The following is a 15,970-nucleotide window of genomic DNA, read 5'->3' on the forward strand; positions in this document are numbered from 1 at the left end:
GGGAGCGGGCTTGTTGTGGTGAGCGGGCTTGCCCCGCGCTGGGCTGCGGAGCAGCCCTGGAACCAGGCGGTGAGTTTTGTCTGGAGGAATGCGTGTAGCCATTGGGGCTGCTTCGCAGCCCAGCGCGGGGCAAGCCCGCTCACCACAACAAGCCCGCTCAACACAGCAAGCCTGTTCACCATACAAGCCTGTTCACACAAACAGGCTGGTTTGTCAGTTAGCGTGGCCCGGAAACCACCAGCATCTGCCCTGGCTTAAGCGCCTGGCCTGTGCGCGGGTTCCAGCGCTTGAGATGTTGCATCTCAACGTTGAAGCGCTTGGCGACGATGTACAGCGAGTCGCCTTTCTTGACTTTGTACTGCACTGGCTTCTTGCTGTCGGCCTTGGCCACCAGCTTGCGCGTGTCCTGCATTACCAGCGTCTGGCCGACCTTGAGGGCCTGGCCGTTGAGCTTGTTCCAGCGTTGCAGGTCATGCACGTCGACCTTGTTGGCCTTGGCGATGAGCGTGAGGTTGTCTCCACTGCGCACTTTGTAGCTGCGGCTGCGGCCGGCCACCCGGGCGGTCTCGACTTCGTCGAACACCTGCTTTTTCGGACGCATCGCCAGTAATTCTTCCGGCTTCATCGTCGACAGGGTGCTGGTGAGCAGTTGCGCCTTGGAGCTGGGCACCAGCAAATGCTGGGGACCGTCCAGGGTGGTGCGTTGTTTCAGGGCAGGGTTGAGCTGGAACAGTTCGTCTTCGTCGATCTCGGCCAGCGCGGCAACCCGTGACAGGTCCATGCTCTGCTTGACTTCAACCACTTCGAAGTACGGCGTGTTGGCGATCGGGTTCAGGTTGACGCCATAGGCCTCGGGCGCCAGCACCACCTGGGACAGTGCCAGGAACTTGGGCACGTAGTCCTTGGTTTCCTGGGGCAGGGGCAGGTTCCAGTAGTCGGTCGGCAGGCCGAGCTTCTCGTTGCGCTCGATTGCCCGGCTCACCGTGCCTTCGCCGGCGTTGTAGGCGGCCAGGGCCAACAGCCAGTCGCCGTTGAACATGTCGTGCAGGCGGGTCAGGTAGTCGAGGGCGGCGGTGGTGGAGGCGGTGATGTCGCGGCGGCCGTCGTAGGCGCGGGTCTGGCGCAGGTTGAAGTAGCGCCCGGTGGAGGGGATGAACTGCCACAGGCCGACCGCATCGCTGCGCGAATAGGCCATCGGGTTGTAGGCACTTTCAATCACCGGCAGCAGCGCCAGCTCCAGGGGCATGTTGCGTTCTTCAAGGCGTTCGACGATGTAGTGAATGTAGAGGCTGCCGCGTTCTCCGGCGTTCTCCAGGAAGGAAGGGTTGCTGGCGAACCACAGGCGCTGTTGCTCGATGCGCGGGTTGACACCTAGGCCTTCCTGCAATTGAAAGCCCCGTCGCATGCGTTCCCAGACGTCCTGGGGCACTTCGGGCGCAGGCTTCTCTGACAGCCAGATGACGGGTTTCTGCTTGATCTTGGCGCTAAGGTTCGGCTTGGGTTGCACGGTGGATTGTGCGGTGAAATTGCTTGATTGGCAGCCCGCCAGCGTGGCGGACACAGCCACCGCCACAGCTTGAGCCAGGCGGGTCAATGCGTCTGAATGGTTGGATTTACGAATAGATGACGACATTGGCTGGAAGTAAGTTCCGGGCAAAAATGTCGGGCGATTCTAGAAACCCGTTCGGTTCCGGTCAACCATTCAGAAATTACGTATCAGATTGCTTCTGGTTAGAACTTATCTTTCCACGCCCTCAAGCTAGCAAACACCTCGGCCCCAGAGCGGTTGTCGCGGCCATTCCGTTCGTCCGCTTTTTGTTTAACGGATGTTTCAGAGGTACGTAGGAAAGGGTTGGTCAGCCGCTCCAGGGCCAGGTTGGAAGGCAATGTGATCTCGCCACGGGCGCGCAGTTGGCGGACGCTTTCCACTCGTTCGGCGATATCGGCGTTATCCGGTTCCACCGCTTGGGCGAACTTGAGGTTACTTTGTGTGTATTCATGGGTGCAGTACACCCGGGTGTCGGCGGGCAGGGCGGCCAACCGTTCAAGGGAGGTGTACATCTGTTCCGGCGTGCCTTCGAACAGGCGCCCGCAGCCGGCGGCGAACAGGGTGTCGCCGCACAGCAGCACACCGCTGTGATAAAAGGTGATATGGCCCAGGGTGTGGCCGGGCACTGTATAAATGTCGAAGTCCCAGCCGAGTACCGTGATGCGGTCGTTATCGTTCAAGGCCACGTCCCGTGCGGGGATCTTCTCGTTGGCCGGGCCGTAGACCTTGGCGTTGGTAGCACCTTTGAGCTGTTCGACGCCGCCGACATGATCATGGTGATGGTGGGTGACCAGGATGTCGCTGAGGGCCCAGCCTGGGTTCTGTTCGAGCCAGTCCAGCACCGGGGCGGCATCGCCGGGGTCGACCACGGCGCAGCGTTGGGTGTGCGGGTCCTGTAACAACCAGATGTAGTTATCGGTGAAGGCGGGCAGGGCACTGATCTGTATCATTCTTCGATTCGCCAAGCTGAACACATTGGTGCATCTTAGAACGTCTAGGCGAGTTGGAGAATGCAATGACTGATAAAGCGTTCGCCCAGGCCGATCCTGAGTGGCTGGCCCTGATCAGCGCCGCCCGCGAATGGCTGTCCGGTCCCATCGGGCAATTTCTGCTGGACGAAGAACGGCGCATGCTCGAAGACGAGCTGGGCCGGTTCTTTGGTGGCTATCTGGTGCATTACGGCCCTTCGGCCGAAACGCCGCCGTGTGCGCCCCAAGTGCAGCGCAATGTGCGCTTGGGGGCGCCGTTGCCGGGGGTGGAGATCGTCTGCGAAGAACAGGCGTGGCCCTTGAGCGAGCACGCCGCCGACGTGGTGGTGTTGCAGCATGGCCTGGATTTCTGCCTGTCACCCCATGGCTTGCTGCGCGAAGCGGCGAGCAGCGTACGGCCGGGTGGCCATTTGCTGATTGTGGGGATCAACCCCTGGAGCAGCTGGGGCCTGCGCCATGCGTTCGCCCACGATGGCCTGCGCCAGGCGCGTTGCATCTCGCCGCAGCGGGTGGGCGACTGGCTTAACCTGCTGGGCTTCGCGCTGGAGAAACGCCGCTTCGGGTGCTATCGTCCGCCGCTTGCGTCGACCAAGTGGCAAGGCCGCCTGGCCGGTTGGGAGCGCCGCGCAGGTGCCTGGCAGTTGGCGGGTGGCGGCTTCTATCTGCTGGTGGCGCGCAAGATCGTGGTTGGGCTGCGGCCGGTGCAGCAGGTGCGCCGTGAGCCGATGGGCAAACTGGTGCCGATGCCGATGGCCAAGGTCAACCGCAAGCAAAGCGATGCGCAACCCTCTTCTTGAATGAATACCGAGTAACCGATGACCGATAGCGTAGAACTCTTCACCGATGGCGCCTGCAAAGGCAACCCGGGCCCTGGCGGCTGGGGCGCGTTGCTGGTGTGCAAGGGCGTGGAGAAAGAGTTGTGGGGCGGTGAAGCCAACACCACCAACAACCGCATGGAACTGATGGGCGCCATTCGTGGCCTGGAAGAGCTCAAGCGCCGCTGCAACGTGTTGCTGGTGACCGACTCGCAATACGTGATGAAGGGCATCAACGAGTGGATGGTCAACTGGAAGAAGCGTGGCTGGAAGACTGCGGCCAAGGAACCGGTGAAAAATGCCGACCTGTGGCAGCTGCTGGACGAGCAATGCAATCGCCATGACATCACCTGGAAATGGGTGCGCGGTCACATCGGCCACCCTGGCAACGAGCGCGCGGACCAGTTGGCCAACCGGGGCGTGGACGAAGTGCGCGGCTACAAGCAGAGCTGATGGCGACTCACATGTTAAGATCGCGCCCGTTGACGCACACCACACTGCACACCACACCGTTGAGAGCTGAACCCTGATGGCCATCCGATCTGTTGTACTCGATACCGAAACCACCGGCATGCCGGTGACCGACGGCCACCGGATCATTGAAATCGGCTGTGTCGAATTGATGGGTCGCCGCCTCACCGGTCGTCACTTCCACGTCTACCTGCAACCGGACCGCGACAGTGACGAAGGCGCGATCGGCGTCCACGGTATCACTGACGAATTCCTCAAGGGCAAGCCGCGTTTTGCCGAAGTCGCCGATGAGTTCTTCGAGTTCATCAACGGCGCCCAGTTGATCATCCATAACGCGGCGTTCGACGTCGGCTTCATCAACAACGAATTCGCCCTGATGGGGCAGACCGATCGCGCAGACATTTCCAAGCACTGCTCGATCCTCGACACCTTGATGATGGCCCGTGAGCGTCACCCCGGCCAGCGCAACAGCCTCGATGCCTTGTGCAAACGTTATGGCGTCGACAACTCCGGCCGTGAACTGCACGGCGCCTTGCTCGACTCCGAGATCCTCGCCGACGTCTACCTGACCATGACCGGCGGGCAGACCAGCCTGTCCCTGGCGGGCAACGCGTCGGATGGCACGGGCTCGGCGGAAGGCTCGGGTAACCGTCCTTCGGAAATCCGCCGGCTGCCGGCTGATCGCAAGCCCACGCCTATTATTCGTGCCAGTGAGCAAGACTTGGCCGAGCATGCGGCAAGGTTGGAGGCGATTGCCAAGTCGGCGGGTGCGCCGGCGTTGTGGACTCAACTGACCCAGCAATAGCCTGGCTGCACGCAATCCAAAGGTGGGAGGGGGCTTGCCCCTCCCACCGTTGATCTCCATCTGCCTGCGAAATCTTCATTCGCCACATCCACTCCCAGCTTCTACCCTTGAGTGCATAACCCTCAGGACGACAAGCACTCATGTACAAAGACCTGAAGTTCCCCGTCCTTATCGTGCACCGCGATATCAAGGCCGACACCGTCGCCGGTGACCGGGTCCGAGGCATCGCCCGAGAGCTGGAACAGGAGGGCTTCAGTATTTTCTCGGCAGTGGACTACGCCGAGGGCCGGCTGGTGGCCTCCACCCATCATGGCCTGGCGTGCATGCTGATCGCCGCCGAAGGCGCTGGCGAGAATACCCATCTGTTGCAGAACATGGTCGAGCTGATCCGGCTCGCGCGGCTGCGGGCGCCGAATCTGCCGATCTTTGCCTTGGGCGAGCAAGTCACCCTGGAAAATGCGCCGGCCGACGCCATGAGCGAGCTTAACCAGCTGCGCGGCATTCTGTACCTGTTCGAAGACACCGTGCCGTTTCTCGCCCGGCAAGTTGCCCGTGCGGCGCGCACTTACTTGGATGGCCTGTTGCCGCCGTTCTTCAAGGCGCTGGTGCAGCACACCGCTGATTCCAACTATTCCTGGCACACCCCCGGCCATGGCGGCGGTGTGGCCTACCGCAAAAGCCCGGTGGGGCAGGCGTTCCATCAATTTTTCGGGGAAAACACCCTGCGTTCGGACTTATCGGTGTCGGTGCCCGAGCTGGGCTCGCTGCTGGACCACACCGGGCCGCTGGCCGAAGCCGAGGCCCGCGCCGCCCGCAACTTTGGCGCTGACCACACTTTCTTCGTGATCAACGGCACGTCCACCGCCAACAAGATCGTGTGGCATTCCATGGTCGGGAGCGATGACCTGGTGCTGGTGGACCGCAACTGTCACAAGTCGGTGTTGCACTCGATCATCATGACCGGCGCCATCCCGTTGTACCTGTGCCCGGAGCGCAACGAACTGGGGATCATCGGCCCGATTCCCTTGAGCGAATTCAGCCCCGAGTCGATCCGCGCCAAGATCGACGCCAGCCCGTTGACCCGTGGCCGGGCGCCCAAGGTCAAGATGGCGGTGGTCACCAATTCCACCTATGACGGCCTGTGCTACAACGCCGAGCTGATCAAGCAGCAATTGGGCAACAGCGTCGAGGTGCTGCATTTTGATGAGGCCTGGTACGCCTACGCGGCGTTTCATGAATTCTTCGCCGGGCGCTACGGCATGGGCACTTCGCGCACGTCGGACAGCCCGCTGGTGTTCACCACGCACTCCACCCATAAACTGCTGGCCGCGTTCAGCCAGGCCTCGATGATCCACGTGCAGGACGGCGGCGCGCGTCAGTTGGACCGTGACCGTTTCAACGAAGCCTTCATGATGCATATCTCGACGTCGCCGCAGTACAGCATCATTGCTTCGCTGGATGTGGCCTCGGCGATGATGGAAGGTCCGGCCGGGCGTTCGCTGTTGCAGGAAATGTTCGACGAAGCCCTGAGCTTCCGTCGGGCGCTGGCCAACCTGCGCCAGCACATTGCCGCCGAGGATTGGTGGTTCACCATCTGGCAACCACCGTCGGTGGCGGGCATCGACCGCGTCGTCACCGCTGATTGGCTGTTGCATCCCCAGGCTGACTGGCATGGCTTTGGCGAGGTCGCCGAGGACTACGTGCTGTTGGACCCGATCAAAGTGACGCTGGTGATGCCCGGCCTCAACGCCGGCGGCGCCCTGAGCGATTGCGGGATTCCGGCTGCCGTGGTCAGCAAGTTCCTCTGGGAGCGTGGTCTGGTGGTGGAAAAGACCGGGTTGTATTCCTTCCTCGTGCTGTTCTCCATGGGTATTACCAAAGGCAAATGGAGTACCTTGCTCACCGAATTGCTGGAGTTCAAGCGCAGCTACGACGCCAATGTGAGCCTGGCCAGTTGTTTGCCATCGGTGTTTGCCCAAGGCCCCACGCGCTATCAAGGCCTGGGCCTGCGCGACCTGTGCGACCAACTGCATAGCTGTTACCGTAGCAACGCCACTGCAAAGCACCTTAAACGGATGTATACCGTTCTGCCGGAAATCGCGATGAAACCCGCCGATGCCTACGACCAGTTGGTCAGGGGTGAAGTGGAAGCGGTTTCCATCGATGCCTTGCCAGGGCGCATCGCAGCCGTGATGCTGGTGCCTTATCCGCCCGGTATTCCACTGATCATGCCGGGCGAGCGCTTCACCGAGTCGACGCGTTCGATTATCGACTACCTGGCCTTTGCCCGGACGTTCGATAGCAGTTTCCCCGGTTTTGTCGCCGATGTTCATGGGTTACAACACGAAGATGACGGCAGTGGTCGTTGTTACACCGTCGATTGCATCAAGGGTTAAGAATGTTTATGCAAGCTGTAATGAACCCGAAGTATCCAGGGCTCAGTGTACGGGTCGCCGACGAAGGCTTTGACGCCTATGTGTGGGGCAATGATTTCAGCTTTGAAGTCAGCGCCTACGGTGAGCCGCAGATGGGCAAGCGGGTCGATCAATGGCCTGTGGAGCGCATCTTGCCGTACCGCAAGTGCTATGGCATCGATCCGGAAGAGTTCGCCAGTTTTCGCGACGCGCCCGACAGCGCGATCTTCATGGCTTACTTGGACGACCGCCCGGTAGGACACATCGTGGTCAGCACCAATTGGAACGGCTTTGCCCATGTCGACGAATTGGCCGTGGCCTTGCCCGCCCGGCGCCATGGCGTGGCCAAGGCGCTGCTGGATGTGGCGCAGTTCTGGAGCCGCAAGAAAAACCTGCCCGGCATGATGCTGGAAACCCAGAACAACAACCTCGGGGCCTGCCGTTTGTACGAGCGCTGCGGCTACGTGATGGGCGGCATCGACCACCTGCGCTATCGCGGCATTGATCCGCAAACCCGCGAAGTGGCGATTTTCTGGTATCGGCTGTTCAAGAACGAAGTCGACAAGGCTTAGCCCGCCAACAGGCCTTCGGCCTTCTGCGTCACGATCTCCAGCAGTGCATTCAGCGCTGGGGAGGTCACGCCCTCCTTGAGGGTCAGCGCATACAGGCTGACCATGATTGGCGGCGACACCGGGCACGCATCCAGCCCGGCCTCGCGTGCGCCGAACGCGGTGAAAGGGTCGACCACCGCCAGGCCTTCTCCCGCTTCCACCATGCTGCGCATCATCTGGTAAGTCTGTACGCGCGTCTGCACCACCGGCAGCGGGCGCAGGGCTTGCAGCTTGGCATCCAGCAAGCGGCTGAGCGGGTCCTGGCCTTCGAGCCCGATCATCGCTTGCCCGGCCAGGTCCTGCAGCGCGATGTACTTCTGCTTGGGTTTGAGCCAGCCATGCGGCGCGAGCAATTGCAGCTTGCCTTGGGCCAGCACGGTGCTGTGGATCTGTAGGTGTTCCGGGTCATGCAGGCTCAGGCCTACGTCGGCTTCGTGCAGCAGCAGGCTCCTGACGATCTCGCGGGTCGGCTGGCTTGACAGGTTGCACGGCGTGTCCTGGAAGCGTCGGCGCAGCAGCGCAATGCTTTGCGGCAACAGTTGATTGGCCAGGGGCGGGGTGCAGAGGGCGCGCAGGGTCGGGGCGTGATGGTGTTTCAGGCGGCTGGCGAGGCGTTGCACCGGTTCCAGCGCCTCATACACGTGGGCGATTTCCGCCTGCAGCTCCAGGGTTTCCCGTGTCGCCTGCAAGCGTCCACGGACGCTGGCGAACAGCATAAAGCCCAATTGCGCCTCGGCCTCCTTGAGCGCCGCGTCCACATCGCCCACGGAGAGTTGCAACCACTCGGCGGCCAAGCCTGGGTGTCCGGTCTGCAAGATGGCTTGAATCACTTCGATATGACGTAAACGCATCGCCGGAGTCTATGTGCAGCGCGCCGGGGATTCAATAGAATGGCTGCGCTGATCATCAACGACCAAAGCCGGCTGCCGGCATTAACAACAAAAACAGGTCTGGTCTCACATGCCTCTACCCTCGATCCTCGGGGTAACGGCCAAGCAACTGCTGGTCTTGGTGACCGTCGGGTGCGTGGCTGCTTATCTCTTCAACGCTCAAAACGAAAGCACGCCGGAAAACCTGGCACTTGAAACGTTCATCCGTTCCCAGGAACAGGTGGCCGAACAGGTGGGGGCAGTCCTGGAAGTGGCATTGGTCAGGCAGGTGGTCGCGCATCCGGGTTACCACAGCGCGGGCTACCAGCGTTCGATGTTTGCCGTGGAGGGCGAGCGGGGACGCTTGATGGTGACCTTGAAGAAGGTCGAGGGGGAGCAGGGCATTGAGGTCACGGAGATTCGCCGGCCGTGATCACCCCAGCCCAGTCGACGCCATCAATGGCCAGGACTGAGCAGGTGGATAAGGCGTGATCTTATGACGCGAGGGTGGTTTGCGACTCGCGCACGAGAATCGTGCCCGATTGAATCAACTTGAATTCGTCGCCTTCCAGCTTTTCTACACGATCGCCAATGGCCAGCTTGTAGGTGGTGGTAGGTGCCGAGCCAGCCAGGTCGCCTTGCGCCGGGTTGGATTCCTGGAACTCATGCACCGAATACACACGTCCTTCTGCGTCTCTGGCATGAAACTGTCCGACTAGTACTGCTGCCATCTGTTTAGAACCTCTGGAGATAAACACTCGATTTGCGGTTCTGTAGACCGTCAGGGAGCGGGGTAGTTTACTTACGGAATAAAAATACTATTCGCTTATCTTTTCAGATGATTCCTACATGTCACTGCGTGATGCAAATGCCCGGAGGATTATCAAAACCTTCTGGTGAACACGCCGCGAAGACTCTATAACTACAAGCTCCTTTAGTCAGACGTCGGGAACCCCCAATGAGCAAGGTCTACACCGTAGCCGTCCTGGTTGGCAGCTTGAGAAAAGACTCGATCAACCGCAAGGTCGCGCTGGCATTGGCCGAACTGGCCCCTGCCAACCTGAAGTTGAACATTGTGGAAATTGGCGACTTGCCGCTCTACAACGAAGACATTGACGGTGCGACACCGCCGGCAGCCTACAGTACTTTCCGTCAACACGTGAGCTCATCCGACGCGGTGCTGTTCGTGACCCCGGAATACAACCGCTCCGTGCCCGCGCCCTTGAAAAATGCCATCGACGTAGGTTCTCGGCCTTACGGGCAGAGCGCCTGGAGTGGCAAGCCGGGGGCGATCATCAGCGTGTCGCCGGGGGCGATTGGTGGTTTTGGCGCCAACCATCACCTGCGCCAGTCCCTGGTGTTTCTCGATGTGCCCTGCATGCAGCAGCCGGAGGCCTACCTGGGCGGCGCGGGCAGTGTATTTGACGACGCGGGCAAGGTGTCTGAAAAGACCAAGCCGTTCCTGCAGGCGTTTATTGATGCTTACGCCAAGTGGGTGGCCAAGCAGCACGGCTGATTACCCGCCCACTTAAAGCTGTTTACTCTCAATGTGGCGAGGGAGCTTGCTCCCGTTGGGCCACGAAGCGGCCCCAGGCCTTTGTTTGAAAAGACTGGGACTGCTACGCAGTCCAACGGGACCAAGCTCCCTCGCCACAGGTACGGCGCTTCCTTGCGCCAATGAGGGTCAGCGCAACCAGTTGGTGCGCGCCAGTTCGATCACTTCATCGCCCCGGCCGCTCATCACCGCCTTGAGCATGTACAGGCTGAAGCCCTTGGCTTGTTCCAGCTTGATCGTCGGCGGCATCACCAGCTCTTGGGTGGCGGTGACCACATCCACCAGCACCGGGCCATCATGGGCCAGGGCGCGGCGCAGGGCCGGCTCCAGGTCTTCGGATTGCTCCACGCGAATGCCGAGGATACCCATGGCGTTGGACATGGCGGCGAAGTCCGGGTTTTTCAGTTCGGTACCGGCGTCCAGGTAGCCTGCGGCTTTCATCTCCATCGCGACAAAGCCCAGCGAGGCGTTATCGAACACGATGACTTTCACCGGCAGTTTCAACTGCGCCAAGGAAATGAAATCCCCCATCAACATGGCAAAGCCGCCGTCACCGGACATCGAAATCACCTGGCGATCCGGGAAGGCCGCCTGCGCGCCGATGGCCTGGGGCATGGCATTGGCCATCGAGCCGTGGTTGAACGAACCGATCAGGCGGCGCTTGCCGTTCATCTTCAAATATCGCGCAGCCCACACGGTCGGTGAGCCGACGTCGGCAGTAAAGATTGCATCGTCATCCGCCAACTCGCTGAGCAAACGCGCCACGTATTGTGGGTGGATCGGCCGATTGGCCTTCGACGGTTGAGCCAGGTCATCGAGCCCTTGGCGGGCTTTTTCATACTGCTTCAAGGAGGTCTCGAGAAAGCTGCGATCGGTCTTGCGCGTCAAGCGCGGCAGCAGGGCGTCGATGGTTTCACTGACATCGGCGGCGATGCCCAGGTCCAGCGTGGCGCGGCGGCCGAGGGCCTGCGGGTTGCGGTCAACCTGGATGATCTTGGCGTCAGTGGGGTAGAACTGGCGATAAGGAAAGTCGGTGCCGAGCATGATCAACGTGTCGCAGCCGAGCATGGCGTGGTAACCGGAGCTGAAGCCGATCAGGCCGGTCATGCCCACATCGAACGGGTTGTCCCACTCCACATGTTCCTTGCCGCGCAGGGCATGCACCACGGGTGCGCCCAGCGCGTCAGCCAGGGCCACCACTTGGTCATGCGCGCCGGCGCAGCCGCTGCCGCACAGCAGGGTGACCTTCTGGCTGTTTTCCAGGAGCTCGGTGAGGCGTTGCAGGTCTTGTTCCGCGGGCAATGTGCGCGGCGCGTGCAGGGCTGGCCAGGGCTTGAGCTTGTCCTCCACTTCCAGCAGCGATACGTCACCCGGAATCACCACCACTGCCACGCCGCGATTGAGGATCGCCGAACGCATGGCGCGGTGCAGCACGTGGGGCATCTGCTCGGGGTTGGTGACCAGCTCGATAAAGTGGCTGCACTCCTTGAAGAGCTCTTGGGGATGGGTTTCCTGGAAATAGTTCAGGCCGATCTCCGAGGACGGAATCTGTGCGGCGATCGCCAGCACCGGCACATGGTTGCGATGGCAATCGAACAAGCCATTGATCAAGTGCAGGTTACCCGGCCCGCAGCTGCCGGCGCAGACCGTCAGTTCACCCGTGGCCGCTGCTTCGGCACCGGCGGCGAAGGCCGCCACCTCCTCGTGGCGCACGTGCATCCACTCGATGCTGTCCATGGTGCGCAGGGCGTCGGTGAGGCCGTTGAGGCTGTCGCCGGTCAGGCCCCAGATACGCTTGATGCCCGCCTGTTCAAGGGTGGTCGCCAATTGCTGGGCCAGGTTGATTTTCGCCATGAAGAACTCCAATCGTCAGTGAGGTTAAAAACTGCTGATCAATAGGGGACAGTTCGATCACGGCGAATGCTCCGCCTTTAATGTGAAGATTGCGTCATGGCCGCCCGGTACTGCCGCGTGCGCCGCGCCAGAAACCATTGGTCGCGCACCAGCGCCATGCACGGCACGACGTTGGCTTTGGGCGAATGGCCGCGGCTGAGGCGGCGCATCTGGTAGCGCACCACGGCGAGTATGGCGAGGGAGGCCAGGGGCTTGCGTTGCCAGTCGATAGGCTTGAGTTGCGGGTTGGGGTCGCGGCCTTCGCGCCAGTGCTGGATCAAGTGGGGTTCCAGCGTCAGGGCGGTGGCGATCCCGGCCATGGCGACGCCACTGTCCAGTACCTGTTGCACGATGGGCAGGCGCCGGATGCCGCCGGTGACCATCACCGGCATCTTGGCGATGGTCGCCAGTTGACTGGCGAACTCAAGGAAGTACGCCTCACGCGCCAGGGTGCGGCCGTCACGCGCTTCGCCTTGCATGGCGGGTGCTTCGTAACTGCCACCGGATAACTCCAGCAGGTCGATGGGCAGCGGGTTGAGCATTTCGACCACGGCACGTGCATCGGCTTCTGCAAAACCGCCACGTTGGAAGTCGGCAGAGTTGAGTTTGACGGCGACACAAAACGACGGGCTGACGCTGGCGCGTACCGCACGGATCACTTCCAGCAACAGGCGTGCGCGGTTCTCCAGGGCGCCGCCCCAGCGGTCGGTGCGTTGGTTGCTCAGTGGCGACAGGAACTGACTGAGCAAGTAGCCATGGGCGCCGTGGATCTGCACGCCGGTGAACCCGGCTTTTTCGGCCAGGCGTGCGCTGGTGGCAAAGCGCTGGATCACGTCCTGGATGTCGTCTTCGGTCATGGCCTTGGGCGTGGCAAACATCTTCGAGAAACCACCGAGGTCGAGTGCCACGGCGGACGGTGCAATGGCTTGCTGGCGTAGGTTGGCCGGCGTCTGGCGGCCTGGGTGGCTGAGTTGTACCCAGAAGTGCACGCCGTTGCCGCGGGCGACGTCGGCCCACTCACTGAAGCTCGCCAGGTATTGCTCACCCTCAAGGGCCACGCCGCCGGGGCCGGTCATGGCGCGGCGGTCGACCATCACGTTGCCGGTGATCAACAAACCGGGATTACCGGCGGCCCAGGCTTTGTAAAGCTGCTTCAATTCACGGGACGGCGCCTGATTGCCATCGGCCATGTTTTCTTCCATCGCCGCTTTGGCGATGCGGTTGGAGAGGACTTGGCCATTGGGCAGTTGCAGGGCTTCAAAGGGTGACATGGGTTGACTCCTGAGCAGGGGAGGTCTCAGGCTAAGCTTAAAGTTAACTTTAATGTCAAGCAGGTGCGGTGATGAATATTGGTGAGCTGGCAAAGCAGAGCGGGCTGGCGGCGTCGCGGATCCGCTTTTATGAGGCCGAAGGGCTGATCAGCCAGGTGGGGCGCCAGGCAAACGGTTACCGGCGTTACGCGCCGGAGGCGCTGCAAACCCTGCAACTGATCCAGAGCGCGCAGCAGGCAGGTTTTACCTTGCAGGAACTCAAGGCGCTGATGCCTGCGCCGGGCGAGCACAAGCGCGAGGCGTTGATTGAGGCACTGGAATGCAAGGTCGTGCAGATCGAAGAGATGCAGGCGCAGTTAGCCCACAGCAAGGCGCAGTTGCTGGGGGTGATCGAGGCAGTGCGGGCGCAGCCGGAAGGCGTGCCGTGTTCGATGGGGCAGAAGCAGGTGCTGGCGTCGATCAAGACCGGTCTACAGAGCAAGTAGATGCCAATGTGGGAGGGGGCTTGCCCCCGATAGCAGAGGGCCAGTCAACAGATTCATTGACTGATCCACCGCCATCGGGGGCAAGCCCCCTCCCACATTTGAGACTCAGCGCCGACGGAACAACGGCAGCGGTTCATCCGTTGCCGCCTGGTACGTCACCGAGAAGTCCTTGAGGCTTTCCAGCGCTTCGTACGGGTCTTTGTCGGCGCGCAGGGCGAAGGCATCGAACCCGCAGCGGCGCAGGTAGAACAGTTGGTCGCGCAGCACGTCGCCAATCGCGCGCAGCTCGCCTTTGTAACCGTAACGGTCGCGCAGCAGGCGTGCGTTGGAGTAGTTACGCCCGTCGGTGAAGGCCGGGAAGTTCAGGGCGATGACTTGGAAGTGTTCCACGTCCTCACCGATTTCTTCGGCTTCTTCATCGGCGTCCAGCCACACACCCAGGCCGCCATCGCGGGCCTTGAGGGCGTGGCCGTGTTCGCGCCACAGTGCCAACGGCACGATCAGGTCGTCGCAGTTGGAGATGCCGTCGAAGCTCGCGTCCTTGGGCAGCAGGTGCCAGGTTTCGTCGAGGACTTCGTTGTTCTTAATGATTCGCTGCATAGACGCGCTCCTTGAACAGGTCAATGCCGATGCGCTGGTAGGTGTCGATGAAACGCTCATCTTCGGTGCGCTGTTCGATGTACACGTCGATCAGCTTGCCGATCACCTCGGGCATGGCTTCCTGGGCGAAGGACGGGCCGAGGATCTTGCCCAGGCTCGCATCGCGGCTGGCGCTGCCACCCAGGGACACTTGGTAGAATTCTTCGCCTTTCTTGTCCACGCCCAGGATGCCGATGTGGCCGACGTGGTGGTGACCACAGGCGTTCATGCAACCGGAGATGTTCAGGTCCAGCTCGCCGATGTCGAACAGGTAGTCCAGGTCGTCGAAACGGCGCTGGATCGATTCGGCGATCGGGATCGACTTGGCGTTGGCCAGGGAGCAGAAATCGCCGCCCGGGCAGCAGATGATGTCGGTCAGCAGGCCGATGTTCGGCGTGGCGAAACCGCCTTCGCGCAGCTCGCCCCACAGGGTGAACAGTTGGCTCTGTTCCACGTCCGCCAGGATGATGTTCTGCTCGTGGGAGGTGCGCAGTTGGCCGAAGCTGTAGCGCTCGGCCAGGTCGGCCACGGCGTCCAGCTGCTTGTCGGTGATATCGCCCGGTGCAACACCGGTTGGTTTCAGCGACAGGGTGACCGCCACATAACCCGGCTTCTTGTGCGCCAGGGTGTTGCGGGTGCGCCAGCGGGCGAAGCCTGGATGCTCTTTATCCAGCGCTGCGAGCTCGGCGTCCTGATTGCTCAGGGCCTTGTACTCCGGGTCGACGAAGTGTTTGGCGACGCGGTGCACTTCGGCTTCGGTCAGGGTGGTCTGGCCGCCGCGCAGGTGTTCCATCTCGGCGTCGACTTTCTGGGCGAAGACCTCAGGGGTCAGCGCTTTTACCAGGATCTTGATCCGGGCCTTGTATTTGTTGTCACGACGGCCGTAGCGGTTGTAGACCCGCAGGATGGCGTCGAGGTAGCTCAACAGGTCCTGCCACGGCAGGAACTCGTTGATAAACGCGCCGACCACGGGCGTACGGCCCAGGCCACCGCCGACCAGTACACGGAAACCCAGCTCGCCGGCCGCGTTGTGCACCGGCTCCAGGCCGATATCGTGCACTTCGATGGCAGCGCGGTCCGAGGTCGAGCCATTGATGGCGATCTTGAACTTGCGCGGCAGGTAGGCGAATTCAGGGTGGAAGGTGGTCCATTGACGGACGATTTCGCACCAGGGGCGTGGGTCGATCAGTTCGTCAGCGGCCACGCCGGCGAATTGGTCGGTGGTCACGTTGCGCAGGCAGTTACCGCTGGTCTGAATGGCGTGCATTTGCACGGTCGCCAGTTCAGCCAGGATGTCCGGCACATCTTCCAGGGCCGGCCAGTTGAACTGTACGTTCTGGCGGGTACTGATGTGGGCATAGCCTTTGTCGAAGTCACGGGCAATCTTGGCCATCATGCGCGTCTGGCGCGAAGTCAGTTGGCCATAAGGCACGGCCACCCGCAGCATCGGCGCAAAGCGCTGAACATAAAGGCCATTTTGCAGGCGCAGAGGGCGGAACTCTTCTTCGCTCAGTTCACCTGCTAGGTAGCGTCGGGTCTGATCACGGAACTGCTTGACGCGGTCCTCGATGATGCGCTGATCGTATTCGTCGTATACGTACATA

Annotated in this window: 16 protein-coding genes; 8 read left to right on the forward strand and 8 right to left on the reverse strand. The window is 61.5% G+C overall.

The features are described 5' to 3' along the window. Positions 1-217: 217 nt before the first annotated feature. Positions 218-1,633: a lytic transglycosylase domain-containing protein gene (locus BM403_RS23885; protein ID WP_046034069.1), complete on the reverse strand. Its 1,416-nt coding sequence runs from the start codon at positions 1,631-1,633 to the stop codon at positions 218-220. Between the two features lie 98 nt (positions 1,634-1,731). Further along, positions 1,732-2,499 carry a hydroxyacylglutathione hydrolase gene (gloB, locus tag BM403_RS23890; protein WP_012723840.1) on the reverse strand — a complete coding sequence of 256 codons (768 nt, stop codon included), beginning with the start codon at positions 2,497-2,499 and terminating at the stop codon, positions 1,732-1,734. A gap of 65 nt (positions 2,500-2,564) precedes the next feature. On the opposite strand from gloB, the gene BM403_RS23895 reads away from it, so the two are divergent. The 5 genes from BM403_RS23895 (at position 2,565) to BM403_RS23915 (ending at position 7,615) form a co-directional block, all read left to right on the forward strand. Then, positions 2,565-3,335 carry a class I SAM-dependent methyltransferase gene (locus BM403_RS23895; protein WP_043205244.1) on the forward strand — a complete coding sequence of 257 codons (771 nt, stop codon included), beginning with the start codon at positions 2,565-2,567 and terminating at the stop codon, positions 3,333-3,335. An 18-nt stretch (positions 3,336-3,353) separates the two neighbouring features. Beyond that, positions 3,354-3,806: a ribonuclease HI gene (rnhA, locus tag BM403_RS23900; protein ID WP_003173571.1), complete on the forward strand. Its 453-nt coding sequence runs from the start codon at positions 3,354-3,356 to the stop codon at positions 3,804-3,806. An 82-nt stretch (positions 3,807-3,888) separates the two neighbouring features. Continuing rightward, positions 3,889-4,629, forward strand: coding sequence for a DNA polymerase III subunit epsilon (gene dnaQ / locus BM403_RS23905; protein ID WP_163825756.1), 741 nt, complete (start codon positions 3,889-3,891; stop codon positions 4,627-4,629). A gap of 140 nt (positions 4,630-4,769) precedes the next feature. After that, positions 4,770-7,025 carry an Orn/Lys/Arg family decarboxylase gene (locus BM403_RS23910; protein ID WP_093545301.1) on the forward strand — a complete coding sequence of 752 codons (2,256 nt, stop codon included), beginning with the start codon at positions 4,770-4,772 and terminating at the stop codon, positions 7,023-7,025. Positions 7,026-7,033: 8 nt separating this feature from the next. Beyond that, positions 7,034-7,615: a GNAT family N-acetyltransferase gene (locus BM403_RS23915; RefSeq protein WP_043206225.1), complete on the forward strand. Its 582-nt coding sequence runs from the start codon at positions 7,034-7,036 to the stop codon at positions 7,613-7,615. Here BM403_RS23915 and BM403_RS23920 read toward each other — a convergent pair. Then, positions 7,612-8,505, reverse strand: coding sequence for a LysR substrate-binding domain-containing protein (locus BM403_RS23920; RefSeq protein WP_093545304.1), 894 nt, complete (start codon positions 8,503-8,505; stop codon positions 7,612-7,614). The two genes, BM403_RS23915 and BM403_RS23920, sit on opposite strands and share 4 nt — an antisense overlap. A 109-nt stretch (positions 8,506-8,614) precedes the next feature. Between BM403_RS23920 and BM403_RS23925 the strand changes: the two genes are divergently transcribed. Continuing rightward, positions 8,615-8,956 carry a hypothetical protein gene (locus BM403_RS23925; RefSeq protein ID WP_012723846.1) on the forward strand — a complete coding sequence of 114 codons (342 nt, stop codon included), beginning with the start codon at positions 8,615-8,617 and terminating at the stop codon, positions 8,954-8,956. A 61-nt stretch (positions 8,957-9,017) separates the two neighbouring features. On the opposite strand, the gene BM403_RS23930 is transcribed toward BM403_RS23925, so the two are convergent. Next, positions 9,018-9,254: a hypothetical protein gene (locus BM403_RS23930; protein WP_016979714.1), complete on the reverse strand. Its 237-nt coding sequence runs from the start codon at positions 9,252-9,254 to the stop codon at positions 9,018-9,020. Between the two features lie 227 nt (positions 9,255-9,481). Between BM403_RS23930 and BM403_RS23935 the strand changes: the two genes are divergently transcribed. Next, positions 9,482-10,039 carry an NADPH-dependent FMN reductase gene (locus tag BM403_RS23935; protein ID WP_046034071.1) on the forward strand — a complete coding sequence of 186 codons (558 nt, stop codon included), beginning with the start codon at positions 9,482-9,484 and terminating at the stop codon, positions 10,037-10,039. A gap of 168 nt (positions 10,040-10,207) precedes the next feature. On the opposite strand, the gene poxB is transcribed toward BM403_RS23935, so the two are convergent. Beyond that, positions 10,208-11,932: a ubiquinone-dependent pyruvate dehydrogenase gene (gene poxB, locus BM403_RS23940; protein ID WP_012723849.1), complete on the reverse strand. Its 1,725-nt coding sequence runs from the start codon at positions 11,930-11,932 to the stop codon at positions 10,208-10,210. A 77-nt stretch (positions 11,933-12,009) separates the two neighbouring features. Next, complete coding sequence (locus tag BM403_RS23945; RefSeq protein ID WP_012723850.1) at positions 12,010-13,242, reverse strand: NADH:flavin oxidoreductase/NADH oxidase family protein; 1,233 nt, start codon at positions 13,240-13,242, stop codon at positions 12,010-12,012. A gap of 71 nt (positions 13,243-13,313) precedes the next feature. Here BM403_RS23945 and BM403_RS23950 point away from each other — a divergent pair, with 71 nt between their 5' ends. Continuing rightward, complete coding sequence (locus BM403_RS23950) at positions 13,314-13,727, forward strand: MerR family transcriptional regulator (protein WP_043205247.1); 414 nt, start codon at positions 13,314-13,316, stop codon at positions 13,725-13,727. Positions 13,728-13,832: 105 nt separating this feature from the next. Here the strand turns inward: BM403_RS23950 and BM403_RS23955 are convergent, their stop codons facing one another. Continuing rightward, positions 13,833-14,327 (reverse strand): DUF934 domain-containing protein, encoded by a 495-nt coding sequence (locus BM403_RS23955; protein ID WP_012723852.1) that lies wholly within the window; start codon positions 14,325-14,327, stop codon positions 13,833-13,835. Beyond that, complete coding sequence (locus BM403_RS23960; RefSeq protein WP_012723853.1) at positions 14,311-15,969, reverse strand: nitrite/sulfite reductase; 1,659 nt, start codon at positions 15,967-15,969, stop codon at positions 14,311-14,313. Before BM403_RS23960 ends, BM403_RS23955 begins: the two co-directional genes overlap by 17 nt. Position 15,970 lies beyond the last annotated feature (1 nt).

The sequence above is a fragment of the Pseudomonas sp. OV546 genome (genome assembly GCF_900116845.1).
GTDB classification, from domain to species: domain Bacteria; phylum Pseudomonadota; class Gammaproteobacteria; order Pseudomonadales; family Pseudomonadaceae; genus Aquipseudomonas; species Aquipseudomonas petroselini.

Excerpts from the sequence above, each read along its gene's own strand:
- BM403_RS23885 (WP_046034069.1), bottom strand. The coding sequence starts at position 1,633 with ATGTCGTCATCTATTCGTAAATCCAACCATTCAGACGCATTGACCCGC.
- gloB (WP_012723840.1), bottom strand. The coding sequence starts at position 2,499 with ATGATACAGATCAGTGCCCTGCCCGCCTTCACCGATAACTACATCTGG.
- BM403_RS23895 (WP_043205244.1), top strand. The coding sequence starts at position 2,565 with ATGACTGATAAAGCGTTCGCCCAGGCCGATCCTGAGTGGCTGGCCCTG.
- rnhA (WP_003173571.1), top strand. The coding sequence starts at position 3,354 with ATGACCGATAGCGTAGAACTCTTCACCGATGGCGCCTGCAAAGGCAAC.
- BM403_RS23910 (WP_093545301.1), top strand. The coding sequence starts at position 4,770 with ATGTACAAAGACCTGAAGTTCCCCGTCCTTATCGTGCACCGCGATATC.
- BM403_RS23915 (WP_043206225.1), top strand. The coding sequence starts at position 7,034 with ATGCAAGCTGTAATGAACCCGAAGTATCCAGGGCTCAGTGTACGGGTC.
- BM403_RS23920 (WP_093545304.1), bottom strand. The coding sequence starts at position 8,505 with ATGCGTTTACGTCATATCGAAGTGATTCAAGCCATCTTGCAGACCGGA.
- BM403_RS23925 (WP_012723846.1), top strand. The coding sequence starts at position 8,615 with ATGCCTCTACCCTCGATCCTCGGGGTAACGGCCAAGCAACTGCTGGTC.
- BM403_RS23930 (WP_016979714.1), bottom strand. The coding sequence starts at position 9,254 with ATGGCAGCAGTACTAGTCGGACAGTTTCATGCCAGAGACGCAGAAGGA.
- BM403_RS23935 (WP_046034071.1), top strand. The coding sequence starts at position 9,482 with ATGAGCAAGGTCTACACCGTAGCCGTCCTGGTTGGCAGCTTGAGAAAA.
- poxB (WP_012723849.1), bottom strand. The coding sequence starts at position 11,932 with ATGGCGAAAATCAACCTGGCCCAGCAATTGGCGACCACCCTTGAACAG.
- BM403_RS23945 (WP_012723850.1), bottom strand. The coding sequence starts at position 13,242 with ATGTCACCCTTTGAAGCCCTGCAACTGCCCAATGGCCAAGTCCTCTCC.
- BM403_RS23950 (WP_043205247.1), top strand. The coding sequence starts at position 13,314 with ATGAATATTGGTGAGCTGGCAAAGCAGAGCGGGCTGGCGGCGTCGCGG.
- BM403_RS23955 (WP_012723852.1), bottom strand. The coding sequence starts at position 14,327 with ATGCAGCGAATCATTAAGAACAACGAAGTCCTCGACGAAACCTGGCAC.
- BM403_RS23960 (WP_012723853.1), bottom strand. The coding sequence starts at position 15,969 with ATGTACGTATACGACGAATACGATCAGCGCATCATCGAGGACCGCGTC.